The organism is Marinobacter caseinilyticus (assembly GCF_011074955.1).
GTDB lineage: Bacteria > Pseudomonadota > Gammaproteobacteria > Pseudomonadales > Oleiphilaceae > Marinobacter > Marinobacter caseinilyticus.
The window spans coordinates 47,122-68,518 of the sequence record NZ_WUQJ01000020.1 but is presented as its reverse complement, the minus strand read 5'-3'; the positions used below and the strand labels follow the sequence as shown (position 1 = coordinate 68,518).

Here is a 21,397-nt window from a genome sequence, read left to right as displayed (position 1 = left end):
ACATGTTGAATCGGATGAAATTTTAAACTATTTTATAAGATTTTGCATTTATTGCTGACAGGCGGCTACTTGCAGTCGCGAGGTAAACAGCGAATGCTGTGTAAAAACAAGGACCCACATGAGAGAAACGACATGACTCAAGACAAAATGCGCCGCTTTTCTGCTCCGGTAGTCGATGGTGTTGGTAAGTCAGCGAGCCGAGCCATGCTGCGCGCGGTTGGTTTTACCGATGCGGATTTCAAGAAGCCCCAGGTGGGTATTGCTTCGACCTGGAGCATGCTGACGCCGTGCAATATGCACATCAATGGCTTGGCGGAAGAAGCCGGCCATGGCGCAGACGAGGCCGGTGGCAAGAGCGTGATTTTCAATACCATCACGGTGTCGGACGGCATTGCCAACGGCACCGAGGGCATGAAGTATTCGCTGGTTTCGAGGGAAGTGATCGCTGACTCCATCGAGACCACCGCTGGCTGCGAAGGGTTCGACGGTTTGGTGGCCATTGGCGGGTGTGACAAAAACATGCCCGGTTGCATCATGGGGATGGCCCGGCTAAACCGGCCTTCAGTCTTCGTGTATGGCGGTACCATCCAGCCCGGAGACAATCACACCGACATTATTTCGGTGTTTGAGGCGGTCGGTGCCTACGCCAAGGGCGACATGGACCTGATTGAGGTTAAACAGATTGAAGAGACGGCGATTCCAGGACCTGGTTCCTGTGGCGGTATGTACACCGCCAATACCATGGCCTCGGCCATTGAGGCCATGGGTATGAGTCTGCCAGGCAGTTCGGCACAGAACGCGGTTTCGCAAACCAAAGTGGACGATTGTCGGGCCGCCGGCGCCGCGGTACTGAATTTGCTGGAAAAAGACATCAAGCCTTCGGATGTCATGACCCGTGAGGCCTTCGAGAATGCCATTACCGTCGTGATTGCCCTGGGCGGCTCGACCAATGCGGTATTACACCTGCTGGCTATGGCCAGCACGATCGGGGTCGAGCTGTCGTTGGACGACTTTGTCCGTATCGGCAAGCGGGTTCCAGTACTGGCAGACCTGCGACCCAGCGGTCACTACATGATGTCTGAACTGGTGGCCATTGGTGGTATTCAGCCGCTGATGAAGATGCTGTTGGACGCCGGCATGCTGCACGGAGAATGCCTCACGGTGACCGGCCAGACCCTGGCCGACAATCTGGCCGACGTGATGCCCTATCCCGACAGCCAGACCATCATTCATGCGCTCGACAACCCCATTAAGAAAGACAGTCATCTGCGCATTCTTTACGGAAACCTCGCCCCCACAGGGGCGGTCGCCAAAATTACCGGAAAGGAAGGCACCCATTTCACCGGTAAGGCGCGGGTGTTTCACTCCGAGGAAGAAGCTCAGGATCGAATTATGGATGGCACCGTGGTGGCGGGTGATGTGTTGGTCATTCGTTACGAAGGACCGAAAGGCGGCCCCGGCATGCGTGAGATGCTGACGCCAACCTCGGCCATTATGGGCAAAGGTCTGGGCAGTGATGTGGCATTGATTACCGATGGCCGTTTTTCAGGGGGGAGTCATGGGTTTGTGGTTGGGCATGTAACCCCGGAAGCGGCGGACGGGGGTCCGATTGCCTTGGTGGAAAATGGCGACGAGATTACCATCGACGCGGAGGCCAACCGTATTACGGTGGCGGTGAGCGATGAGGTGCTGGCCCAACGCCGGGCTAACTGGCAGCCGCCGGCGGCCAAATACCGTCGCGGTGTGTTGGCCAAGTACGCCTATACCGTGAGTTCGGCGTCGGAAGGCGCCGTGACCGACAAGTTCTAGTGCCGGTGTGTTGGTGACCGGCGGCGCATGACCAAGCGTTCATTCGCCGCCCGCCGGTTGCTGCTATAGTGCGGCTTTATTTGCGTTGACGAAGAGAGCATTTTGATGGGTATTTTGATTGCGATTCATACCTTGGCGGCAGTGATCTGGGTGGGGGGTATGTTTTTCGCCTACATGGCTCTGCGGCCGGCTGCGGTAACCGTCCTGGAACCGGCTCAGCGAGCATTGTTGTGGTGTCATACCTTGTCGGTCTTTTTCCGGTGGGTGTGGGTTTGTGTGGTTGCGCTACTGGCTTCTGGCTACACCATGATTGGCAGTTATTTCGGCGGCATGGCGTCGGCGGGTTGGCATATTCATGCCATGCAAGGGCTGGGACTGCTGATGATGTTGTTGTTCCTGCATGTCTATTTTGCTCCGTACCGCAGGCTCAAGAAGGCTATTGAGGCCGACGACACCGCCGAAGCCGGACGTCGTGTAGGTCAGATCCGTATGATGGTCGGCATCAACCTGGTTCTGGGTTTGCTGGTGGTGGTGCTTGGCTCCGCAGGCCGGTATCTGTAAGGAGAAATGATGATGTTTAAACCATGGCTCATGTCATTGTTTGCTTCACTGACCCTCGCCAGCACGGGGGCTTCAGCTGCGCCCGCCGCCGGACCGGACGCTCTTAAGCTGGCTTCGGTCAATGCCGCGGTGGCCTACGCGGGGGAGGATAAATTGCTGTATGGCAAGCATGCCACCCGATCGGTGCCCATTGCCTCCCTCACCAAACTGATGATGGCCCTGGTGGTGCTGGATTCCGGCGAGCCCCTGAAAGAATGGTTGGAAGTGTTTCCCCGCCACAAGACAGCGGCCAACAACGCCTATTCCCGGATCCGTAGAGGTTCGGAGCTGCGTCGCCGCGACATGCTGCGGATTGCCTTGATGTCGTCCGAAAATCTGGCCGCATACACCCTCGCACGGCATCATCCTGGCGGCTACGATAAGTTTGTGTCGGACATGAATAAAATGGCCGAGAAGTTGGCTATGACGAACAGCCGGTTTGTTGATCCGACCGGGCTGTCGGCCAACAACCATGCGTCGGCCGCGGATTTGGTAAAGTTGGTCAATGCCGCTGCCAAGCACCCTGAAATCGGTGATTACTCCACCACTGAGTATTTCAGGGCTCATTTCAGACAACCCAGGTATTCTCTGCCCTATGGCAATACCAACGCTTTGGTGCACCGAAAAAGCTGGGGTGTTGGCTTGAGCAAAACAGGTTACCTGACCGAAGCCGGGCGTTGTTTGGTTATGGTGTCGCAGATGAATGGCAAAGCCGTCACCACCGTGCTGCTCGATTCTTTCGGCACACGTTCTCCGATGGGCGATGCTGGCCGGGTGAAGCGGTGGTTGGCAACCGGCGACAGTGGCCGGGTGGCCGGCGCTGCCAAGGCCTATGAGCAACGCAAGAATGCGCAATACGCGGGTCACTCCAGCGTGGCAGAGTCTCATTAAACCGAAGGCGCCCTGAATCGCTTTTTTGACGATTCAGATGTGACGATTCAAAGGACGCCAAACCAGATTGATCAACAGGGGAGTGTGGAGGCGATGATCCAGGTTTTTACCACCGGTGGCACCATCGACAAACTATATTATGACGCCAACAGTGAGTTTGAAATTGGCGATTCATTGCTGCCCGAGCTGCTCAAAGAGGCCAATGTGTCCGGCGAGTTTCTGGTGACGGGCCTGTTGCGCAAGGATAGCCTGGAGATAACCGACAATGACCGTAGCCTGATACGCGAGGCGGTCATTGAATCCCGTGCGGACCGCATCCTGATTACCCATGGCACCGATACCATGCCGGACACCGCGGCGGTGCTGGCGGACATAAAAGACAAAACCATCGTGCTGTTCGGCTCCATGCAGCCCGCCCGCATGCGCCGCAGCGATGCCGTGTTCAATCTAGGCTTCGCCTGGGCGGTCGCCAGTACCAAGGAGCCCGGGGTCTACGTGGCGATGAACGGTGAGGTGTTCGAAGCGGGCGCCGTCCGTAAAAATCTGAAAGCGCAACGGTTCGAACGCAGCTGAATGCATCCGAGGGGCCTCACTGTCACCGGCCTTGCGGTGAGCCCCGTCTTCGCCTCCAGATCATCCGCAGTGCTCGTTTCGTTGGCGGGTTTCCAGGGTCGCCAGGCACAGCACCGTTGCCCCGGTGATTCGCTGCCACAGCGCCCCGAGCAACTCCTCGCGTATGGCCGGCCGGTTGATCTGGTAACTCGGGATGGTCTGCCACCGTGCATCGCCGTCGGCAGGTTCGGCCAGAATAAAGGTGAACGGGTGGGCGCCTGGCACACCCAGTCGTATGTCGGTGACTGCAAGACCGTCCTCCCGTTCGGCGTAATTCAGAAAGCCCTGGGTAAACCAGATCAGCCGCTGACCTTCCAGTAGCTGACGGGTGGCCGCTTCGAGGTCGGGGTGGCGGTCAAAGCGCTCTATCCGCAGGGGCATATCGCCATCCAAAAACCCGGTAACAATCTCCAGGCGCTGGTCGTCGGCCATCACGGTCACCCGCCATAGCAGCGTGCTCAGTGGCATCGGTTGAATCATCCGGGGCGCCCGCTCCGCGCCCACGGCCGCCAACGCCGGTGTCACCTTATATGCGATCATCTGCTGGGCGACCAGGGTCCAGCCCAAATACGCGGTCGAGAGCGTCAGGCCGATGGCGACCGCGCCAAGCTGTCGGGGTCGCCACAGGGTCCAGGCAATGGCCAGCAACAGGGGCAGGGTGTACATCGGATCAATAATGAAAATGCTGTTGATCGCCAGCGGCCTGCCGAGGGGCCAGAACAATTGGGTGCCGTAGGTGGTGAAGGTGTCCAGCAAGGGGTGGGTTATCAACACGATCGCGGTAAAAGCGAACCAGCGTCGATACGATAACACCGGGCGCCAGCGGTGAAAAAACCAGGCCAGGACAATCGACAGCGGTAACAAAACCAGCAGGGAATGGCTGAATCCCCGATGCTGAGTGAAATTGGCCACGGCAGAGCCATAATCGATCAGCACATCCATATCCGGTAAAGTACCCAGTAATGCACCCCCTAACAGAGCCGAGCGCCCCAGGGTTTTTCCAGCGATGGCAGCGCCCAGTGCTGCCCCTAAGGCCGCTTGTGTCACAGAATCCATAAGATTGGCTCAAATTTAAAAAGGTTATCTGATTATGCTCACAATCACGGATCAGATCACGATTCCGGAAGCGGAAATCGACATTCAAGCGATTCGTGCCCAGGGTGCCGGTGGCCAAAACGTCAATAAGGTCTCGTCCGCCATCCACTTACGATTTGATATCGCAGCGTCGTCGTTGCCGGACTTCCTGAAGCAACGGCTGCTCGCCCGTCAGGACAGCCGGATTAACAGCGACGGTGTGCTGGTGCTCAAGGCCCAGCAATTTCGGAGTCAGGAGAAAAACCGGGCGGACGCTCTGGAACGTTTGCAGGCACTGATTCAGGACGCGCTGGTAGTCCAAAAGGCACGCCGGGCCACACGTCCCAGTCTGGGCGCGAAAAAGAAACGGATTGAGAAGAAAAAACAACGCGGCCAGAGAAAAGTGCTGCGCGGAAAGGTGGATATGTAATTCCCCACCCCCACGCTTTGATTTTTGGACGGGGCTTCAGGCCCCTTTGTTTGTGTCAGCTCTGTTTGTGTCAGCTCTCGGTGTGTGTGTCAGCCGTCGGATTTCAGGGTGATCTCCAGGGTCTGGAACACATCGGCGCCGGGATACCCATCGGCGATCAGCCCCTGTTTTGACTGATACTGCCGGATTGCTGCCCGGGTCGCGGGCCCCAGAATGCCATCGGGGTTGCCGGTATCAAAGTCCCGGGCGTTGAGTGCGGTTTGCAGGGCCAGGATGTCTGACCTGGAGAGTGTGGGGGCATCTTCCGGTGGCGGGTTTTGCAGTCCGCCTGCGCCCGCGATGCGATCGGCCAGGTGGCCCACGGCAATGGCGTAGAATTCTGAGCGGTTCCACCCCATGATCACATTGAAGTTGTGATAGGCCAGAAATGCCGGGCCCTCATGGCCGGATGGAACCACGAGCCCGGCCTGAATATCGTCCGACGCCACGGCATGGCCGAACGCATCTTTGATGCCGAGCTTGCGCCACTCACGCAGTGGCCGTTTGCGGCCATCGGCGAGCGCATAGTCAAAGTTGGCGGGCAGCAGGACTTCACGTCCCCAGCGGTAATCGCCGTTCCAGCCCAGGTTGCTGAGGAAGTTGCCTGCCGACATCAGGGCGTCGTCGAGACTGTTCCAGAGGTCGCGTTTGCCATCCCCATCGGCATCGACGGCATAGCGCAAAAACACCGATGGCATAAACTGCACATGCCCCATGGCGCCTGCCCACGACCCTTCCATTTGCTCAACCGCAATGGCGCCTTCGTCGACAATGCGCAGTGCGGCGATCAGCTCGCCCGTGAAATAGTCACTGCGACGTTCATCGCACGCCAGGGTGGCCAGCGAGCTGGGTACCGACATTTTACCAAAGTAACTGCCGAAGTTGGTTTCCAGCCCCCAGAATGCCAGCAAATAGGCCGGAGGCACGCCGGTCTCGCGGGTGACACGAGCGAGTAACGCGCGGTGTTGCTGCAACAACTCGCGGCCCTGGGAAATCCGGCTTTCATTCACCCGGCGGTTGAGATAATCCGCAAACGTGGTGGTAAACTCCGGCTGGCGCCGGTCCAGCTCGATCACTCGGTCCAGGTACTCGGCTTGGGCCATCACTTGCTCGGCAACCGGTCGGGAAACACCGGCTTCAATCGCCTGTCGGGTGAGACCGTCGGTACAGGTGTCAAAGGCTTCGGTCTCTTGTCCGGAAGAGAACACCGGTGCCAGGGCGGTCAATAGCCCAAACAGGATCAAATGGGGGGCGGAAACTATCATTCTGGGGATTAGTTGGTAAAGCCTATGTGAGTTCGTATTCGGCACGTAAAACCTCGGCGTTATGCATGAGCGACTGTCCTCATGGTAGCGTGTTTCTGTCGATCCGGGAGACCTTTTCAACTGACTGGATGTGACAATTCCTTAAGGAGCCCCGGAACCTGATCCTAGTAGGCTTTTATATCTTGTCGCAGCCATTCCTGACGGTTTGATCTATAGTTAGGAAACCCTGAAAGCGGTTTATCAAAGGTCGAATTATGGCATTACTGAAAGCGCTGGTGGTTGATGATGCCAGCTTTGTCCGGGATTTGGTCAAGCGTACGGTACGTCAGCGTTTTCCGGTGATTGAACTGGCCGACGCGGCGAATGGAAAAAAGGCCCAGCACCTGATGTCGCGAACGGCGTTCGACCTGATTCTGTGTGACTGGGAAATGCCGGAAATGTCGGGTCTGGAATTGTTGCGCTGGATGCGCCAGCACGACAATTACAAGCGCACACCGTTTATCATGATCACCAGTCGTGGCGACAAGAGTCATGTGGTTGAGGCGGTTCAGGAAGGGGTTTCTGAGTATTTGGGAAAACCCTTCAGTCCCGAGGGCCTCAGCAAGAAAATTATCAAGGTCATGGGAGATCGCTTGCGCGACGCCATGGGTAAGAGTGGCAAGTCGATGGACAGTGCTGCCGAGGTGTTCCAGGAATCGGCGTCATTGCTGACCCAAAAGCGTGGGGAGCCAGCGCCGCACGACGGGGCGCCGCCACCGCAGGCACCCAAAACAGCCAAAGCGATTCGCAGTGTGGCGGCGGTGCGCTTTGCGGACAGTATGCTGCGTTCGGTGGTGAAAGACATTACGCTGACTGAAATCCGGGTGGTGGCCAAGCGAGACCAGACGTTTCCGGGCATTCTGGATCAGGCGGTGGTGGACATGGAGATCGCCGAGGGCCAGGTAGCCCGGTTGAACGGCTACGTGCATCAGTTGCAGGCGGTGGACAAACGGCAGGATACGGATTTCGTCAGTGTCGTGATTCGCTTTGTCGACGATGATCCTCAAAAATTCGAAGACCTGTCGCGCTTCATCGCCCGTTTTCGATCCGGCTGAAGGTCAGTCCGCCGAATGATCTAAAGGCTCTGGTGGCTGCTCGGCAATGCGTTCCCGCGGGAAGTGGCAGATGAATTCGCTGCCTTTGCCGACGCCACTTTTAATTTCAAGACGGCCGTCGTGGTTGAGCAATACATGCTTAACGATAGCCAAGCCCAGGCCAGTGCCACCCGTTTCCTGATGTCGGCTGGGGTCGGCGCGGTAAAAGCGTTCGGTTAACCTCGGAATGTGAACCGGGTCAATGCCGATACCGGTATCCTTGACCGACAAGTGGGCCCCGGCTTTGTCGGTGCTCCAGCGGACGTTGACTCGGCCCCGGGCCGGTGTGTACTTGACCGCATTGAAAATCAGGTTGGAAAATGCGCTGCGAAGTTGACCTTCGTCCCCCCTCAAAAAGTGGCGTTCACCGATATCGACGACGATTTCGTGCTGCTTGTCGCCACTCAGGGCCTTGGCATCATGACAGACCTGAGTGGTCAGTTCTCGGATGTCGGTGACCGCATCATTGATCATTTGCTCCCCGGTTTCCAGCTTGGACAGCAGGATCAGGTCCGTAATCAGAGCCTCCATGCGCGAGGATTGCTGGGCCATGGTGGCCACGGCACGACGCCATTTTGGCGGCAGGTCATCGGAGTGATCCACCATGGTTTCGAGGTAGCCGCTGATCACCGTCAGTGGCGTGCGCATCTCGTGGGAGACGTTGCCGACAAAATCGCGACGCATCTGCTCAAGCTGGAATAACCGGGTGACGTCTTTTGCCACGATCAGGCGATCGTCGTCGCCGAACAGGCTGATCTGTATCTGCAGATGGATATGGGGTTTGGCGGGGGAGTTGAGTTCGAGTGGCTCGCGATAGTCCCGGGCGTCAAAATAGGCCTTGAATGCCGGGTTTCGAATCAGGTTATGGATGTACTGACCCCGGTCGGTGTGGCGCCGGAAACCCAGCAGATATTCCGCCGAGCCATTCCACCACTCCATAACACCCCGGGCATCGGTCATGATGACACCGTCGCGCATGGCGTTGGTGGACTCCTGAACCCGATTCACCGCGGCTTGCAGCCGGTCCCGGGTCATCAGGTGGTCCCTTTGCAACCGGTGAATGCTGTCGAAAATATCACCCCACAGGCCAATGCTCTCGGGCGCCTCACTGGCGGCATCGGGGTTGTTCAGCCAGTGGTGCAGCTTGCGAATCTGAATCAGGGTCCAGCCGAGATACATCAGCAGACCCAGCACCAGTCCGGCCAGGGCTTGGCCGACCAGCAGGCCCGCACCAACGGACATGATCAGAAATACGACAATCAGGCGCAGGTATCGCGTCCAGTTGTGCTGCATGAGCTCATCCGTTCATTGAAAGCCGACGGCCAGGATCTTGATAGATTTGACCGGTGTATGACCTGACCGTTTTGTACTCTAGGCTGCGCGCGTTGAGAAGCGATAGCCGGTGCCTCGAACGGTCTGAATCAAGTGATCGTATTGGTTGCCGAGGGCTTTGCGCAAGCGTCGGATATGAACATCCACCGTGCGTTCCTCGACATACACATTACCACCCCACACCTGATCCAGCAGCTGTGACCGAGTGTACACCCGCTCCTGGTGCGTCATAAAAAACTGCAGCAGGCGGTATTCGGTAGGCCCCATGGTGAGCGCGCCACCCATGGTGCTGACGCGATGGCCAACCGGATCAAGGGTTAAACCCTCCACTTCAATCGGGGTTTCAACGCCAGCTGGGGTGGTTCTGCGCAGCACCGCTTTCAGGCGGGCGACCAACTCACGGGGTGAAAAAGGTTTGGTGATGTAATCGTCCGCCCCCACTTCCAGGCCCTGAATCTTATTGTCTTCTTCCACTTTGGCCGTGAGCATGATGATTGGAATTTCGGCCGTGCCTTCTTCTTTTTTCAGGCGTCGGGCGAGCTCCACGCCGCTGGTGCCCGGTAACATCCAGTCCAGCAGAATGAGATCGGGTTGTTTATCAACGATCAAGGCATGGGCTTCTCTGGCATCCGCGGCCTCCAGATAGTCGTAATCGGCCATTTCGAGTGCCACCGCAATCATTTCGCGAATGGAGGCTTCGTCGTCAACAATCAGGACAGTTTTTCCAGACATGAGCTTTAACCTGTATCAGACCGGTGTTTGTTGCTGACTCATTACAACCGGCGAGTGTTACAAGTATATGACAAATAATCGTTAAAGAGCCTTCGGATCGCGCAAGTCGAATTGTCTACAGATGGATTCAGCGGTTTCTCAGACGAAAGCGTCGACCAGCAAACCCAAGAAGACGGCAAGCCCGGCCCAGTTATTGTTCAGAAAGGCTTTGAAACAGGCCTCCCGTTGGCGGTGGCGGATCAGGTGCTGCTGGAACACAAACAAACAGGCCATCACCACCACCCCGACGTAGTAGGCAGCGCCCAGACCTGCCTGATGGCCTACCATGATCAACACCAGAATCACCAGACTCTGGAGCGTCGCAACAATGGCCCGGTCAGCGTCACCGAACAGAATGGCCGTGGATTTCACGCCGATTTTAATATCGTCGTCCCGGTCCACTATGGCATACACAGTGTCGTAGGCTACGGTCCAGAGCAGGTTGGCGGTGAACAGCAACCACGCCAGTTTGGTGACCTCCCCGGCTTCTGCCGCCCACGCCATGGGGATGGCCCAGGAGAAGGCCGCGCCAAGGAAGAGTTGCGGTAGGTGGGTGTGGCGTTTCATGAACGGGTAAATAAAGGCCAGCACCAAGCCGCCGAACGATAGGTAAAGCGTCAGGGTATTGGTGAACACCACCACCAACACGAACGCAAGCAACGCGAGACCGAGAAACAGCGCCACGGCTTCAAACGGTTTCACCCGGCCAGAGGCCAGCGGACGGTCCTTGGTGCGTTTGACATGGCCGTCGATCTTGCGATCGGCAAAGTCGTTAATGGCACAGCCGGCGGCCCGCATCAGGAACACCCCGAGGGTAAAGATGAATACGTTGGCAGCGCTCGGCATGCCATCTGCCGCCAGCCACAACGCCCAGTAGGTTGGCCATAACAGGAGTAGGGTGCCGATGGGGCGATCCAGGCGCAGCAGGCGGGCATAATCCCCGAGACGGATTTGAACGTGTGGTGGCAGAAAATCGAGTGTCATATCAAGCCCGGTCAGCATCAGGTGGGTAGAGTTCCGATGGTCATTGTAGCAGCGATGATGACCATCGGGGCCACCGCCGCCTTGGTTAGCCGCTGCCTGGGTTATCCGGCTGTGCTAGAGCAGCACCGGCAAAAAATACTCGCCCACCAGCAGGGCGCTCGGGCCGGACTGAAAGCGCGAGCGGCGGGCCACCTGGGGTTGGCTGTCCGCGTCAGTAGTTTGGCATAGCCCGGTTTGAAAGGCCCCGCGTTGCCACTCCGGCCGGCTGAACAGGTACCCACCGAGAGGTTTGCGCCCCAGATGGCGCAGGCGGCGCCCCCGGCCTTTCAGCGTGGCGCGTGGAATAATGGTCCGGGCCAGTACCCAGGGCTGGCCGTCACCACAGAGCTGAACCTGGCGAATCCAGGCGCGCTGACGGGAAGGGATGCCGAGCGAGCGGGCTTCTTCCCGGGTGGGCACAAAAAACCCCTCGCTGAGGACGTTAACCTGAAAGGAAGTCCGGCACCGCACCTGCAATGCCCGGGTCAGCGAGCCTTCCAGAGTCAGCCAGTAGCGAGCGGGACCATGGACCAGTGGATCGCTCAGACCCGCGGCGGCCAGGGTAGGAAACCATTGGGTGGCAGGGATCGCCTGGCGACTGTGTGCGGCGGCGGAATTAAAGTCCTTTGACCGCATAAATCCCCGGCGCATTGCGCCAGTAGCCTTTGTAATCCATGCCAAACCCGAACAGAAAACGGTCTTCCACTTCCAGCCCGGTGAAGTCTGCCTTCAGTCCGGGGCGGGCCTTGCGGTCGTGCTGTTTGTCCACCAATACCGCCGTCAGCACCTCATCCGCCCCTTGTGAACGGCAGTAGTCGACAATGGCCTCCAGGGTCGTGCCCTCATCCAGAATGTCATCAACAATCAATACTGTGCGCCCGTGCATGTCGGCATCGGGTTTCAGCTTCCACTCCAGAATGCCGCCAGTGGTTTCCTGACGATAACGGGTGGCGTGGAGGTATTCGGCCTGCACTGGGAACCGGAGGTGCGGCAGTAGCTGGCCGGTCAGAATGAGGCCACCGTTCATCACACAAAACAACAACGGGTTGCTGGTTTGGAGGCGGTGGGTAATGGCGTCCGCCATTTGCGCAATCGCTGCGTGTACCTGAGATTCGTCCACCAGGCAATCCGCCTCCGCAAACACTTGCTGCAACTCATCGAAGGTGTCATTCATGATGATCAGGTCCTGTCGTAAAACGGCGCATTATACCGAAGCCAATCCCAGGAAGGGAGGGGTTGACTCAAAAGTGGGGAACCTGCTGCCCAGTCTGGCATTGGTCAATCGACGAACAATGCGTATTATGTCGGCCCTAAACGTTTGAAAATGAAATTTGATAAACGCTCGTGCGCCATATTGTCGAACAATTATTGTGGCGCTCGCTATCCGTCTGTGGAGAATTGTGATGAAGAAGTGGCAGTGTGTGGTGTGCGGTTGGATATACGACGAAGCGCAAGGCTGGCCGGAAGATGGCATCGAGCCTGGCACGGTTTGGGATGATGTACCGGACGACTGGGTATGCCCGGACTGTGGTGTGGGTAAAGAAGATTTTGAGATGATTGAAATCAGTTAATGGTCGGTGACAGGAGAGCAAGAATGAGTACAGGCGCCCCGATTGTAATCATTGGTACCGGTCTGTCCGGTTACTCGCTGGTGCGGGAAATTCGCAAGCAGGACAAAGAAACCCCTGTGCTCATGATCACCGCTGATGACGGTTTCAGCTATTCCAAGCCGATGCTTTCTACCGGCTTAACCAGGGGTAAAGAAGCGGACCAGCTGGCGCAGGCCACATCGGCCGACATGGTTGAGCAGATGGGTATCGAGCTTAGAACCCATACCACCATCACGGCGATTGATACCGACGCCCACGAGCTGAGCATTGGCGATGAGCGTCTGGCCTATTCCAAGTTGGTGCTGGCCTGGGGCGCCGATGTCATCCGATTGGCGATTCCGGGTGATGGCCAGGACAAGGTTTATTCAATCAATGACCTGATGGACTACCGGGCTTTTCGCGAGGCGCTCGATGGTAAAAAGCGAGTGGCCATTATGGGGGCGGGCCTGATTGGGTGTGAGTTTGCCAACGACCTTCGCAACGGTGAATTCGAAGTCGACGTTATCGCACCTTCTGACACGGTGATGCCGGGGTTGCTGCCGCCGGAAGCTGCACAGGCCGTCGTTGATGGCCTCAAAGGTGCCGGTGTGCGGTTTCATCTGGAAACGGTGGTTGAACGGATTTCCACGCAGGGCGACGGGGTTGAGTTAGCGCTGGCAAACGGCGAAACCTTGGCGGCGGACATCGTTATCTCGGCGGTTGGTTTGCGTCCGCGCGTTGAGTTGGCAAAAGCCGCGGGCTTGCAGGTCAATCGCGGGATTCTGGTCAATCGGGCATTGGAAACCAGTGCGCCGGATGTGTATGCCCTTGGCGATTGCGCCGAAGTGGACGGCCACGTTCTGCTGTATGTTCTGCCATTGATGGCGTGTGCCCGGGCATTGGCGAAGACGCTGGTGACGGAACGGACGGAAGTGAAGTACGGCACCATGCCAGTGATGGTCAAGACGCCTTGCTGCCCGACGGCCGTTTGTCCGCCCCCACAGGCGGCGGAGGGTGCCTGGCACATAGAGCGCGACGGTAACAGTGTGCGCGCCTTGTTTAAGGCGCCGGACGGTGAGTTGCTGGGGTTTGCAGTCACCGGAGACTATGCGGTTGAGAAGCAGGCCCTGGCCAAGGAAGTCCCACCGTTGCACGATTAAAATCGGTATTCAATGCCGAAATCGATGCGATAATTGAGGTGTTGCAGGGCGTCCGGCAAACTCCCGAATCCGGGCGGTGATGCTGCGGTGCCCACCAGATGGGCGTCCTGCTGGCCTTCTGCAAGCTGCACGGCGGTTCTGGAATCCTCATAGGTTTCCACGCGACCCGTACTGATGGCGGGTTCCATAAATTGCCAGCCTTGGCCGGGTGCCTGTGCATCGGGCCAGTCAGGTTGTGGCAACACCGTCGGTGAAAGCGCGACGCCGGTACACTCTTCGCAGGCCTCAGGGCGTGTGGTTGTCTCAAAGGCGGTTTGCCGAACAATCCGGCTATCCCGCTGAGGGTCGTAACGCCAATCAAATGGCTCGGGCTTATGGCTTGCCAGCGCAGTGCCGGAGAATACCAGCCATGCGGTTAAGCTGAAGGCGACGGCAAAGCCACGCCTGGGTGTCAGTTTCCGCCAGTCGACTGGCGCAAGCCTGCTATTGCGTCCTGCCAGGGGCTGAGGTAGAACAAAGCTTTGTGAGCTAACTAATTTATCAGGAGCAGGCATGCTGGACGTCACCAGAAAACTGGTTGAGTTGCTGGATCTTGTACCCCTTGGGGACGATCATTTCCAGGGCGAGAGTGAAAATCTCGGATTCCCGAATGTCTTTGGTGGCCAAGTGCTCGGCCAGGGGTTGATGGCGGCCGGCCGGACGGTGGAGGGGCGGTTGCCTCATTCGATGCACGCTTACTTTCTGCGCCCGGGCAACCACCGACTGCCAATAGACTATGAAGTCCAGCGAGTGCGGGATGGTGGCAGTTTTTCCGTCCGGCGAGTCATTGCGCGTCAGGGTGGTAAGGAAATTCTTACCGGGTCGGTGTCGTTTCAAGTGGACGAAGACGGTTTTGAACATCAGATCGATATGCCTCCGGCGCCAGATGTGAATAGCCTGAAGTCTGAGCAGGAGTATAGCGAGATGCTAAAGCGCCATACACCCGAAGCTCTTCAAACAGCACTTACGCGGGAACGTCCCATAGAGATTCGTCCGGTCGATCCGGTGAACCCCCTACGCCCTGAACCTCGCCCACCGCACAAACAGAGTTGGCTGCGAGCCCAGGGTCAATTACCGGATGACCCCATATTACACCGGTGTTTGCTGGCGTACGCATCGGATTTCAGTTTCCTGGGTACCTCTCTGAACCCCCATGCGGTGACCTTTATGAGCCGCGACATGCAGGTTGCTACCCTGGATCATGCGCTCTGGTTCCATCGGGATTTCCGCATTGATGACTGGCTGCTCTACGACACGGACAGCCCGAGTGCCTCGGGTGGTCGTGGTTTTAATCGCGGTAATTTTTTCAGCAGTGACGGCACCCTAGTGGCATCAACGACCCAGGAAGCGCTCATTCGCCGGCGCAAGAAGCCGGCCTGATCACCACCTCTCAGCCATGATGGCAGGCCGCGGTAACCGGCTGTCTGTCCAGCCATTCAAATAGGTCGGCCATCGGCAGCGGGGGCGTCAGCACGTAGCCTTGAATCATATCGCAGCCCATGGCCGCCAGCAGTTTGATGGTGTCCTCCGTTTCAACGCCTTCAGCCACCACTTGGTAACCCAGGCTGTGGCACATATCAATGGTGGTCTGAACAATGACCCGGTCTTCCTGCTGGGTCTGCAGGTCGGTGATGAGCGATCGGTCGATCTTGATTTCGCTGGCCGGCAGTTGCTTGATATAGGACAAAGACGAATAGCCGGAACCGAAGTCATCGATCGACAATGGGATGCCGGTGGCGTGCAGTGAACGTAACGCGCGCAGGGAGTTGACCGGGTCCAGCATCATTGAGGTTTCCGTTACCTCCAGGATGATGTGGCCACGATGGCGGCTATAGCTTGTCATCAGACGCTGGACGAACAGCGGGAATTCGGGCTCGCGTAAGTTATTCGGTGAGATGTTCACCGACAGGGTGAAGCTATAATCGCGCTCAAGGAATCGGTCGCGAGCGTCCAGGGCGTGCTCCAGTACCCAGCGTGTCAACGGCTTGATCAGTCCGGTTTGCTCCGCAACGGCGATGATTTGGTCGGCTGACAGCGGCTGACTTCGGCCCGGCCAGCGGATTAACGCCTCCATACCAACAACGGTGTTGCTGGCAAGCGCGAGCTTGGGCTGGTAATGCAGCGCCAGCTCGTTGTTCTGCAATGCCTGTTTAAGATCCGATGCCAGCGTCAGTCGTTCTGCGCTGTAAGAGTCCAGCTCCGGTTGGTAATACGCCAGGCCGCGATCCCGGGCTTCGTCGGATTCCTGGGCAATGTAGGCGCGGCGAATAAGAGCATTGGTGTCGTCGGCGTGGTCCGGGTAGATTGAGACCCCGGTTAACGGATCCAGTGGTAACTGCATGCCCAGGTAATCAATAGGTTCCTTGAGTTGTTCCAGGCACTGGATGATCTGCCGGGGGCTTTGTCGGACCACAGTGGCATCCATGAGAAAACCGAAAGTGGCAGACTCCAATGAAGCCAGGTGAACGGTTTTGCGGTCGTTACACTCAATCGGCCAGACTCCGGGCAATTCGCTGATAATGCTGTTAAATCGTCGGGCGGTTAGTTCCAGCAATCGGTCAGTGTTGCGATGGCCTAATGTTTTGGTGATGGCCTGCAGGTTGTTGAGTTGAATAATCCCGACCGCGTGGCGCTTTTGCGGCTCGCGGGTCAGTTGATCCTGCAGCAACAGTTCAAAGCAGCTGCGATTGGGTAGGCCCGTCAGCGGGTTGTGCAGCGCCTGCTCGACCATCCGCAACTCGGCTTTGCGCCGTGCGGCCATGGCTATCAATTCCGCTTCCCTGGCCGCCGATTTGTCCTCCCTCTCCTGATAGAGCCTGGCGGCCAGTGCCAGAGTCAACAGAATGGCTTCCAGCGCGGACCCGATTTGCATGCCATACATGGAGATGAAATTGGTCGGGATAACGCCGTACTTGTTGGCCGCCGTTAACGCGCTGCCAACCGTTAGTAAGCCCCAGGCAACGGTATAGAAACCGGCCTGAGGGTTGCCGCGCACCCACTGCAGCGGGCCAATGACAGTCAGCAGCAGACAGCTTGGGATGGCCAGCATGACGGACAGCCGTATGGAGGTGTTGTAGTCCAGCAGGAAAGTGCCCGCGAGGGCCAGCAGGTTGGCCGCAATGATGGTTCTGACCAGCCGGTCCATATAGCGGCTCTTGCTGTGCAGAGCCAGAAAGGAACGCGCAAACAGCAGCGCAAACACCATCGCAATGGGCACCGACACCAGCATGGCCTGATTGTGAAGCGAGGGACTGCCCGGCCACAGCACGGAGTAGGTAATGCCGCGTAGCGACGACAGTAAAAAGAGATAGCCCAGGGTGGAGAGCACGTAATAGAGGTACATCCGCTCCCGCAGCGCCAGGAAGATAAACAGATTAAAAAAGATGACGGTGATCAGAATGCCGTAGTAAATGGAATGGAGCCGGTCTTCCACCAACGCGTGGTCGATATAGGCGCCTTGATCCCATAGCCGAATCGGGACCTGCAGGGCGCCCTGGGTTTCGACCTTCAGCATCACCTGGTAGCGATGGCCATGGCTGACCTGAAACGGGATTACGAAATGGGGGTGCTTCAGCGGGCGCTGGGCAAAGGGCTGACGGTCACCGGTGACCACCCGTTTTACGATGGCACCGTCTTTGAGCAAATAGAAGGTTATTTCATCCAGGTGGGGGTAGCTGATTTCCAGTATCTGTTGTGCCGGGAGGGTGGGGATGGCCATGCGAAACCAGAACGTGTCGGTCACATAACCGAAGTTCGGGCTCCCGCTCTCAAGGGGCTGCCACAAACGGCTGCCGTGGACGTCGTCGTAGGTCAGGTCACGTTCTGGTGACGCCTGGATGAATTCGATGTCGGGCTGGGTCCAGTCAGCCGGTTTAACGTCGGCATGAACCTGGGAGGCCACAATGATCATTGCACCCATGAGGGTGAAAAGCAGAACGAGTTGGCGCACAGGTAAACGGTCTTTTTAGTATTAATCTATAAACGTACAGGACGATGACGGTGTGAGCGGAACACAGGTTGAAGGGGATTATGGCGCCTGAGGTTACGTGCCTCAAGTGGGTAGGAAGGTAACTTGTTCATTATGTGAACGGTTCGTACCTTATAGGTGTCAATTGTCCTGCGTCAGGGCAGTTGGGCGATCCATTCTCGTACCCAGGGTAGCGCGATGACTTCTGGATCGGGGGTTTCCAGTGCATCGATTCGCAGTGTATCGCCTACTTTGCGACCAGCCATTTCATGAAATACTTCCTCCATCAGGTCGCCAGCACCACAGAAGGTATCGCCGTAAGAGCTGTCGCCCAATACAATTACGCCAAACGGCCGGCCCGGCTTCAGTGGGAGGGTGTCGCGCAAGTTCATATACAGCGGCAGCAAAGTCGGAGGCACCTCACCCTGCCCTGTGGTTGAGGTACAGATCAGCACCGGGTCGTTGTTGGCGGTCAGGTCAGCGAGCTCGGGGGTCTCAAGCACTAAGGCCTGGTGGCCTTCGGAGGCCAGTTGGGCATGGATGGCTCTGGCCGTCTGCAAGGCGCCGCCGTACACACTACCCACCACAATGTTGATCGCTGTCATAACTGTCTCCCCTGTCGCTGCCTTATAAGCGCCCCATAGTAGCGAGTCCACTTTAGGGGTCAAGTGCAGCTGGGAGCCTCTGGGCGGTTACTCCGGCTCTTTACACGCGGGGCGATCTGGTTGCGTCCGTTTTGCTTGGCTTCATAGAGATTGATGTCGACTTGCCGCAGCAACTGATTGACCGATTCGGATTGGGTGATGGAACAGACGCCGGCGCTGATGGTCACCGGCAGGCGCTGCCCATCGAACATAAAGGGTGTGTGTTCCACCTCGTCCCGGAGTCGCTCGGCAAGTGTCAGGGCTTGCAGCAGCGACGTATCCGGCAGCAGGATCAGGAATTCCTCTCCGCCCCAGCGGGCTGGAATATCGGTTTGGCGAACCACGGTTTGCATCAGCTCCGAAAACTGTCGCAGCACGGTATCGCCGGCATCGTGACCATAGCTGTCGTTCACCCGTTTAAACAGGTCAAGATCAACCAGGACGACCGAAAAATGGTGTCCGGAACGCTGATAGCGGGAAAACTCCATGGTCAGTCGGTGTTGCATGTCGCGACGGTTCGACAGCCGGGTCAAATCGTCGGTACGGGCGGCTTGCTCGTGCATTATCGCCAGATCGACCAGTTCGTTCCGTGCGTTGCGACGGCTGGCCTCAAGGACAAAACAGAAAACCGACTCAAACACGATGGTTGCGAAGAATCGAATCTTGAAGTCAATGTTGTACTCGGCCGCCACAAATGGCAATTCAGGAAAATGAAACACGGTCGCGGCGAACGTCAGGCAACCGACAATCAGTGCAGTGCCAGTCTTAAGATCGGTAAGGTAGAACAACAGCGGCGGGAACACGTACAGCCACAAGGGTCCGGTATTGCTCTCGCCACCCGATGCAATGAGGTAGGCGAACAAGGCGGCGACAATGGATACCATGCCGATCTTGTTGAGTTTGCGATTGCCCGTTCGCCAGTAGGTCAGCAGGTTCACCAACACCAGCCCGGCGAACGACCACAGCACATAGCCATGGATCGTGTGCTCGGAATAGAGCGATTTGGCTCCAATCCCGATCAGAAACAACAGCGCCATGAATGACAACCACGTTAATACGCGGGTCACCCGGACCTCCTCCTGTTCCTCTGCGGACTGGTAACGTGCGCGGGTCAGTTGCGTCATGTTGCTCGGTCAGTTGTGCTTATTATTCGTTTATTGTCGTTTTTAGTTATAAATATGCGTCATATTATCAGCAAGTCATTACTGTTCCGGGCGTTTTTTCGAGAACAGTGCTCGCCGTCATGACGAATTTACAGGGTTTAACATTGGGTGAAAGTTTAAGCGACAATAATGCCTGGCATCGGACCTGTGCAAGCCATAAAACCGTTTACAGCCCGTTTGCTCGCAAGTCCCAACATTTCAATTTGATGACAAAAATCCTATAGTGGCGCTCTCGATTCATCGCGCGGGTGCTGTATTATCATGGCAAAACCAACCGGTTTTTTAGATAAAGCTCTTACCAGTTCGTCCACCGAACGCTTTCGTATAGGCATTTGCCTGCTGTTTCTGCTGGCCATCTGGTTGTTTGTGGGACAGTTGAGCGCGGGCGCCAACGGCAGCATGCTGCTGATGGCGGCGGCTGTTATTGGTGGCTATATGGCCATAAACATTGGTGCCAACGATGTCGCCAACAACGTCGGCCCTGCCGTTGGTTCTGGCGCCTTGTCACTGGGTGCAGCAATCCTTATCGCCGCCGTGTTTGAGGCCGGTGGCGCCATTATTGCTGGCGGTGATGTGGTATCGACCATCAAGGGCGGCATTATTTCGGCCGAACGGCTCCCTGACAGCGACACCTTTGTCTGGTTGATGACGGCGGCACTGCTGGCCGGCGCGCTGTGGCTGAATCTTGCCACCTGGATGGGCGCACCGGTTTCGACGACACATTCGATCGTCGGTGGTGTCCTGGGGGCCGGCATTGCCGCGGGTGGCTGGGGTATTGCGGATTGGGGTGTCATGGGTGCCATTGTCGCGAGTTGGGTAATCTCGCCGGTATTGGGTGGGGCGTTGGCGGCTTTGTTTCTGTTCGCCATCAAGAAAACCATTCTGTACCGGCAGGATCTGGTGTCGTCTGCCCGAGCTTTCGTGCCCTGGCTGGTGGGTATCATGGCTTGGGCTTTCGGCACCTACCTGATGGTCAAGGGTGTCAAAAAGATCGTCAAGGTCGATTTTCTGACGGCCTCCGTGGTTGGGTTTGCATTTGCGGCTGCCGTGTTTTTCGCCATGCGGATGCTGGTTGCCCGAAAGGCGGCCACCATGGAAAACAGCTCAGTGGGCGTCAACAGTCTGTTCACCTGGCCACTGATTTTTGCGGCGGCGCTGCTGAGCTTTGCCCACGGCGCCAACGATGTGGCAAACGCTATTGGTCCCCTGGCGGCTATCAATGATGCGCTGGCTGGCAGCGCCGTGGTTACCTCCGCCAGCATTCCCCTTTGGGTGATGTTAGTCGGCGCACTCGGGTTGGCGGTGGGTCTGATGCTGTTCGGGCCGAAGCTGATTAAAACGGTTGGCAGCGAAATTACCGAGTTGGATAAAACCCGTGCCTTCTGTATTGCCTTGTCAGCGGCATTGACGGTGATCATTGCGTCACAGTTGGGCCTGCCGGTCAGTTCCACCCATATCGCGATTGGTGGGGTGTTTGGGGTTGGCTTTTTACGGGAGTATTTGAAGTCCAATTACGCGACGCAGCTCCACAACATCATTGACAAGCACGATGAATCCGAACGTGAGCGCCTGCAGCCCTTTCTCGATGACTTTCGCAATGCATCGGTTGAAGAGATGGAGAATCTGCTGAAGCGTGCCAAGAAAAACAAGAATGATGTGCCACTGTCCAAGCCTGAGCGCAAGCGGCTGAAGAAGATTTACCGGGAAGAACTGGTGAAGCGCTCGCACCTCACCCGTATTGTGGCGGCCTGGGTCATCACTGTACCAGCGTCCGCTTCCATGGCGGCGCTGTTGTTCTTCACCTTGCGCGGACTGATGGTCTGACCGGCCGTCGGTGCCTGTGTCGGCTAATCATT

The 21,397-nt window shown here is 57.3% G+C and carries 21 protein-coding genes; 10 read left to right on the top strand and 11 right to left on the bottom strand.

The features are described 5' to 3' along the window. Positions 1 to 132: 132 nt before the first annotated feature. The 4 genes from ilvD (at position 133) to GRX64_RS09670 (ending at position 3,873) form a co-directional block, all read left to right on the top strand. Positions 133 to 1,809 (top strand): dihydroxy-acid dehydratase, encoded by a 1,677-nt coding sequence (ilvD, locus tag GRX64_RS09685; protein WP_166266625.1) that lies wholly within the window; start codon positions 133 to 135, stop codon positions 1,807 to 1,809. A 105-nt stretch (positions 1,810 to 1,914) separates the two neighbouring features. Then, the gene (locus tag GRX64_RS09680) at positions 1,915 to 2,370 is read left to right on the top strand and encodes a CopD family protein (RefSeq protein ID WP_166266623.1); all 456 of its coding nucleotides are present in this window, start codon (positions 1,915 to 1,917) and stop codon (positions 2,368 to 2,370) included. A 9-nt stretch (positions 2,371 to 2,379) separates the two neighbouring features. Continuing rightward, positions 2,380 to 3,300 (top strand): D-alanyl-D-alanine endopeptidase, encoded by a 921-nt coding sequence (gene pbpG / locus GRX64_RS09675; protein WP_235937606.1) that lies wholly within the window; start codon positions 2,380 to 2,382, stop codon positions 3,298 to 3,300. A gap of 39 nt (positions 3,301 to 3,339) precedes the next feature. Next, positions 3,340 to 3,873, top strand: a complete 534-nt coding sequence (locus GRX64_RS09670; protein ID WP_235937605.1) for an asparaginase domain-containing protein — start codon at positions 3,340 to 3,342, stop codon at positions 3,871 to 3,873. Positions 3,874 to 3,933: 60 nt separating this feature from the next. Here the strand turns inward: GRX64_RS09670 and GRX64_RS09665 are convergent, their stop codons facing one another. Further along, positions 3,934 to 4,968 (bottom strand): metal-dependent hydrolase, encoded by a 1,035-nt coding sequence (locus tag GRX64_RS09665; protein ID WP_166266621.1) that lies wholly within the window; start codon positions 4,966 to 4,968, stop codon positions 3,934 to 3,936. A gap of 34 nt (positions 4,969 to 5,002) precedes the next feature. Between GRX64_RS09665 and arfB the strand changes: the two genes are divergently transcribed. Further along, positions 5,003 to 5,416 (top strand): alternative ribosome rescue aminoacyl-tRNA hydrolase ArfB, encoded by a 414-nt coding sequence (arfB, locus tag GRX64_RS09660; RefSeq protein ID WP_166266619.1) that lies wholly within the window; start codon positions 5,003 to 5,005, stop codon positions 5,414 to 5,416. A gap of 89 nt (positions 5,417 to 5,505) precedes the next feature. Here the strand turns inward: arfB and GRX64_RS09655 are convergent, their stop codons facing one another. Next, positions 5,506 to 6,720, bottom strand: coding sequence for a lytic murein transglycosylase (locus GRX64_RS09655; protein ID WP_166266617.1), 1,215 nt, complete (start codon positions 6,718 to 6,720; stop codon positions 5,506 to 5,508). Between the two features lie 254 nt (positions 6,721 to 6,974). Between GRX64_RS09655 and GRX64_RS09650 the strand changes: the two genes are divergently transcribed. Further along, positions 6,975 to 7,814, top strand: a complete 840-nt coding sequence (locus GRX64_RS09650; protein ID WP_166266615.1) for a response regulator — start codon at positions 6,975 to 6,977, stop codon at positions 7,812 to 7,814. Between the two features lie 3 nt (positions 7,815 to 7,817). Here the strand turns inward: GRX64_RS09650 and phoR are convergent, their stop codons facing one another. From phoR to GRX64_RS09625, 5 genes are all read right to left on the bottom strand, one after another. After that, positions 7,818 to 9,146: a phosphate regulon sensor histidine kinase PhoR gene (gene phoR, locus GRX64_RS09645; RefSeq protein ID WP_166266613.1), complete on the bottom strand. Its 1,329-nt coding sequence runs from the start codon at positions 9,144 to 9,146 to the stop codon at positions 7,818 to 7,820. 78 nt (positions 9,147 to 9,224) lie between these two features. Beyond that, positions 9,225 to 9,917 carry a phosphate regulon transcriptional regulator PhoB gene (gene phoB / locus GRX64_RS09640; RefSeq protein WP_166266611.1) on the bottom strand — a complete coding sequence of 231 codons (693 nt, stop codon included), beginning with the start codon at positions 9,915 to 9,917 and terminating at the stop codon, positions 9,225 to 9,227. A 138-nt stretch (positions 9,918 to 10,055) separates the two neighbouring features. After that, positions 10,056 to 10,940, bottom strand: coding sequence for a 4-hydroxybenzoate octaprenyltransferase (gene ubiA / locus GRX64_RS09635; RefSeq protein ID WP_166266609.1), 885 nt, complete (start codon positions 10,938 to 10,940; stop codon positions 10,056 to 10,058). Between the two features lie 114 nt (positions 10,941 to 11,054). Then, on the bottom strand, positions 11,055 to 11,615 hold the full coding sequence (locus GRX64_RS09630; protein ID WP_166266608.1) for a chorismate--pyruvate lyase family protein: 561 nt from the start codon (positions 11,613 to 11,615) through the stop codon (positions 11,055 to 11,057). Beyond that, positions 11,596 to 12,153: a hypoxanthine-guanine phosphoribosyltransferase gene (locus GRX64_RS09625; protein ID WP_166266607.1), complete on the bottom strand. Its 558-nt coding sequence runs from the start codon at positions 12,151 to 12,153 to the stop codon at positions 11,596 to 11,598. The genes GRX64_RS09630 and GRX64_RS09625 overlap by 20 nt, the downstream gene beginning before the upstream one ends. Positions 12,154 to 12,382: 229 nt before the next feature. Here GRX64_RS09625 and GRX64_RS09620 point away from each other — a divergent pair, with 229 nt between their 5' ends. After that, positions 12,383 to 12,550: a rubredoxin gene (locus GRX64_RS09620; protein ID WP_166266606.1), complete on the top strand. Its 168-nt coding sequence runs from the start codon at positions 12,383 to 12,385 to the stop codon at positions 12,548 to 12,550. Between the two features lie 23 nt (positions 12,551 to 12,573). Further along, positions 12,574 to 13,728 (top strand): NAD(P)/FAD-dependent oxidoreductase, encoded by a 1,155-nt coding sequence (locus GRX64_RS09615; protein WP_166266605.1) that lies wholly within the window; start codon positions 12,574 to 12,576, stop codon positions 13,726 to 13,728. On the opposite strand, the gene GRX64_RS09610 is transcribed toward GRX64_RS09615, so the two are convergent. Then, positions 13,725 to 14,282: a hypothetical protein gene (locus GRX64_RS09610; protein ID WP_166266604.1), complete on the bottom strand. Its 558-nt coding sequence runs from the start codon at positions 14,280 to 14,282 to the stop codon at positions 13,725 to 13,727. The two genes, GRX64_RS09615 and GRX64_RS09610, sit on opposite strands and share 4 nt — an antisense overlap. Between GRX64_RS09610 and GRX64_RS09605 the strand changes: the two genes are divergently transcribed. After that, a complete protein-coding gene (locus GRX64_RS09605; protein ID WP_166266603.1) occupies positions 14,281 to 15,147 on the top strand; it encodes an acyl-CoA thioesterase in 867 nt (288 codons plus the stop codon). The genes GRX64_RS09610 and GRX64_RS09605 overlap by 2 nt on opposite strands. Positions 15,148 to 15,157: 10 nt before the next feature. Here GRX64_RS09605 and GRX64_RS09600 read toward each other — a convergent pair whose 3' ends face one another. From GRX64_RS09600 to GRX64_RS09590, 3 genes are all read right to left on the bottom strand, one after another. Then, entirely contained in the window at positions 15,158 to 17,716 is a 2,559-nt protein-coding gene (locus GRX64_RS09600) for an EAL domain-containing protein (RefSeq protein WP_345790071.1), read from the bottom strand. A 173-nt stretch (positions 17,717 to 17,889) separates the two neighbouring features. After that, positions 17,890 to 18,339 (bottom strand): flavodoxin, encoded by a 450-nt coding sequence (locus tag GRX64_RS09595; RefSeq protein WP_166266602.1) that lies wholly within the window; start codon positions 18,337 to 18,339, stop codon positions 17,890 to 17,892. Positions 18,340 to 18,398: 59 nt separating this feature from the next. Then, a complete protein-coding gene (locus GRX64_RS09590; protein WP_166266601.1) occupies positions 18,399 to 19,502 on the bottom strand; it encodes a GGDEF domain-containing protein in 1,104 nt (367 codons plus the stop codon). Between the two features lie 300 nt (positions 19,503 to 19,802). Between GRX64_RS09590 and GRX64_RS09585 the strand changes: the two genes are divergently transcribed. After that, a complete protein-coding gene (locus tag GRX64_RS09585; protein ID WP_166266600.1) occupies positions 19,803 to 21,365 on the top strand; it encodes an inorganic phosphate transporter in 1,563 nt (520 codons plus the stop codon). Positions 21,366 to 21,397 lie beyond the last annotated feature (32 nt).

Excerpts from the sequence above, each read along its gene's own strand:
- ilvD (WP_166266625.1), top strand. The coding sequence starts at position 133 with ATGACTCAAGACAAAATGCGCCGCTTTTCTGCTCCGGTAGTCGATGGT.
- GRX64_RS09590 (WP_166266601.1), bottom strand. The coding sequence starts at position 19,502 with ATGACGCAACTGACCCGCGCACGTTACCAGTCCGCAGAGGAACAGGAG.
- GRX64_RS09625 (WP_166266607.1), bottom strand. The coding sequence starts at position 12,153 with ATGAATGACACCTTCGATGAGTTGCAGCAAGTGTTTGCGGAGGCGGAT.
- GRX64_RS09665 (WP_166266621.1), bottom strand. The coding sequence starts at position 4,968 with ATGGATTCTGTGACACAAGCGGCCTTAGGGGCAGCACTGGGCGCTGCC.
- GRX64_RS09605 (WP_166266603.1), top strand. The coding sequence starts at position 14,281 with ATGCTGGACGTCACCAGAAAACTGGTTGAGTTGCTGGATCTTGTACCC.
- phoB (WP_166266611.1), bottom strand. The coding sequence starts at position 9,917 with ATGTCTGGAAAAACTGTCCTGATTGTTGACGACGAAGCCTCCATTCGC.
- GRX64_RS09655 (WP_166266617.1), bottom strand. The coding sequence starts at position 6,720 with ATGATAGTTTCCGCCCCCCATTTGATCCTGTTTGGGCTATTGACCGCC.
- GRX64_RS09680 (WP_166266623.1), top strand. The coding sequence starts at position 1,915 with ATGGGTATTTTGATTGCGATTCATACCTTGGCGGCAGTGATCTGGGTG.
- GRX64_RS09615 (WP_166266605.1), top strand. The coding sequence starts at position 12,574 with ATGAGTACAGGCGCCCCGATTGTAATCATTGGTACCGGTCTGTCCGGT.
- phoR (WP_166266613.1), bottom strand. The coding sequence starts at position 9,146 with ATGCAGCACAACTGGACGCGATACCTGCGCCTGATTGTCGTATTTCTG.
- pbpG (WP_235937606.1), top strand. The coding sequence starts at position 2,380 with ATGATGTTTAAACCATGGCTCATGTCATTGTTTGCTTCACTGACCCTC.
- ubiA (WP_166266609.1), bottom strand. The coding sequence starts at position 10,940 with ATGACACTCGATTTTCTGCCACCACACGTTCAAATCCGTCTCGGGGAT.
- GRX64_RS09630 (WP_166266608.1), bottom strand. The coding sequence starts at position 11,615 with ATGCGGTCAAAGGACTTTAATTCCGCCGCCGCACACAGTCGCCAGGCG.
- GRX64_RS09620 (WP_166266606.1), top strand. The coding sequence starts at position 12,383 with ATGAAGAAGTGGCAGTGTGTGGTGTGCGGTTGGATATACGACGAAGCG.
- arfB (WP_166266619.1), top strand. The coding sequence starts at position 5,003 with ATGCTCACAATCACGGATCAGATCACGATTCCGGAAGCGGAAATCGAC.
- GRX64_RS09650 (WP_166266615.1), top strand. The coding sequence starts at position 6,975 with ATGGCATTACTGAAAGCGCTGGTGGTTGATGATGCCAGCTTTGTCCGG.
- GRX64_RS09595 (WP_166266602.1), bottom strand. The coding sequence starts at position 18,339 with ATGACAGCGATCAACATTGTGGTGGGTAGTGTGTACGGCGGCGCCTTG.
- GRX64_RS09585 (WP_166266600.1), top strand. The coding sequence starts at position 19,803 with ATGGCAAAACCAACCGGTTTTTTAGATAAAGCTCTTACCAGTTCGTCC.
- GRX64_RS09610 (WP_166266604.1), bottom strand. The coding sequence starts at position 14,282 with ATGCCTGCTCCTGATAAATTAGTTAGCTCACAAAGCTTTGTTCTACCT.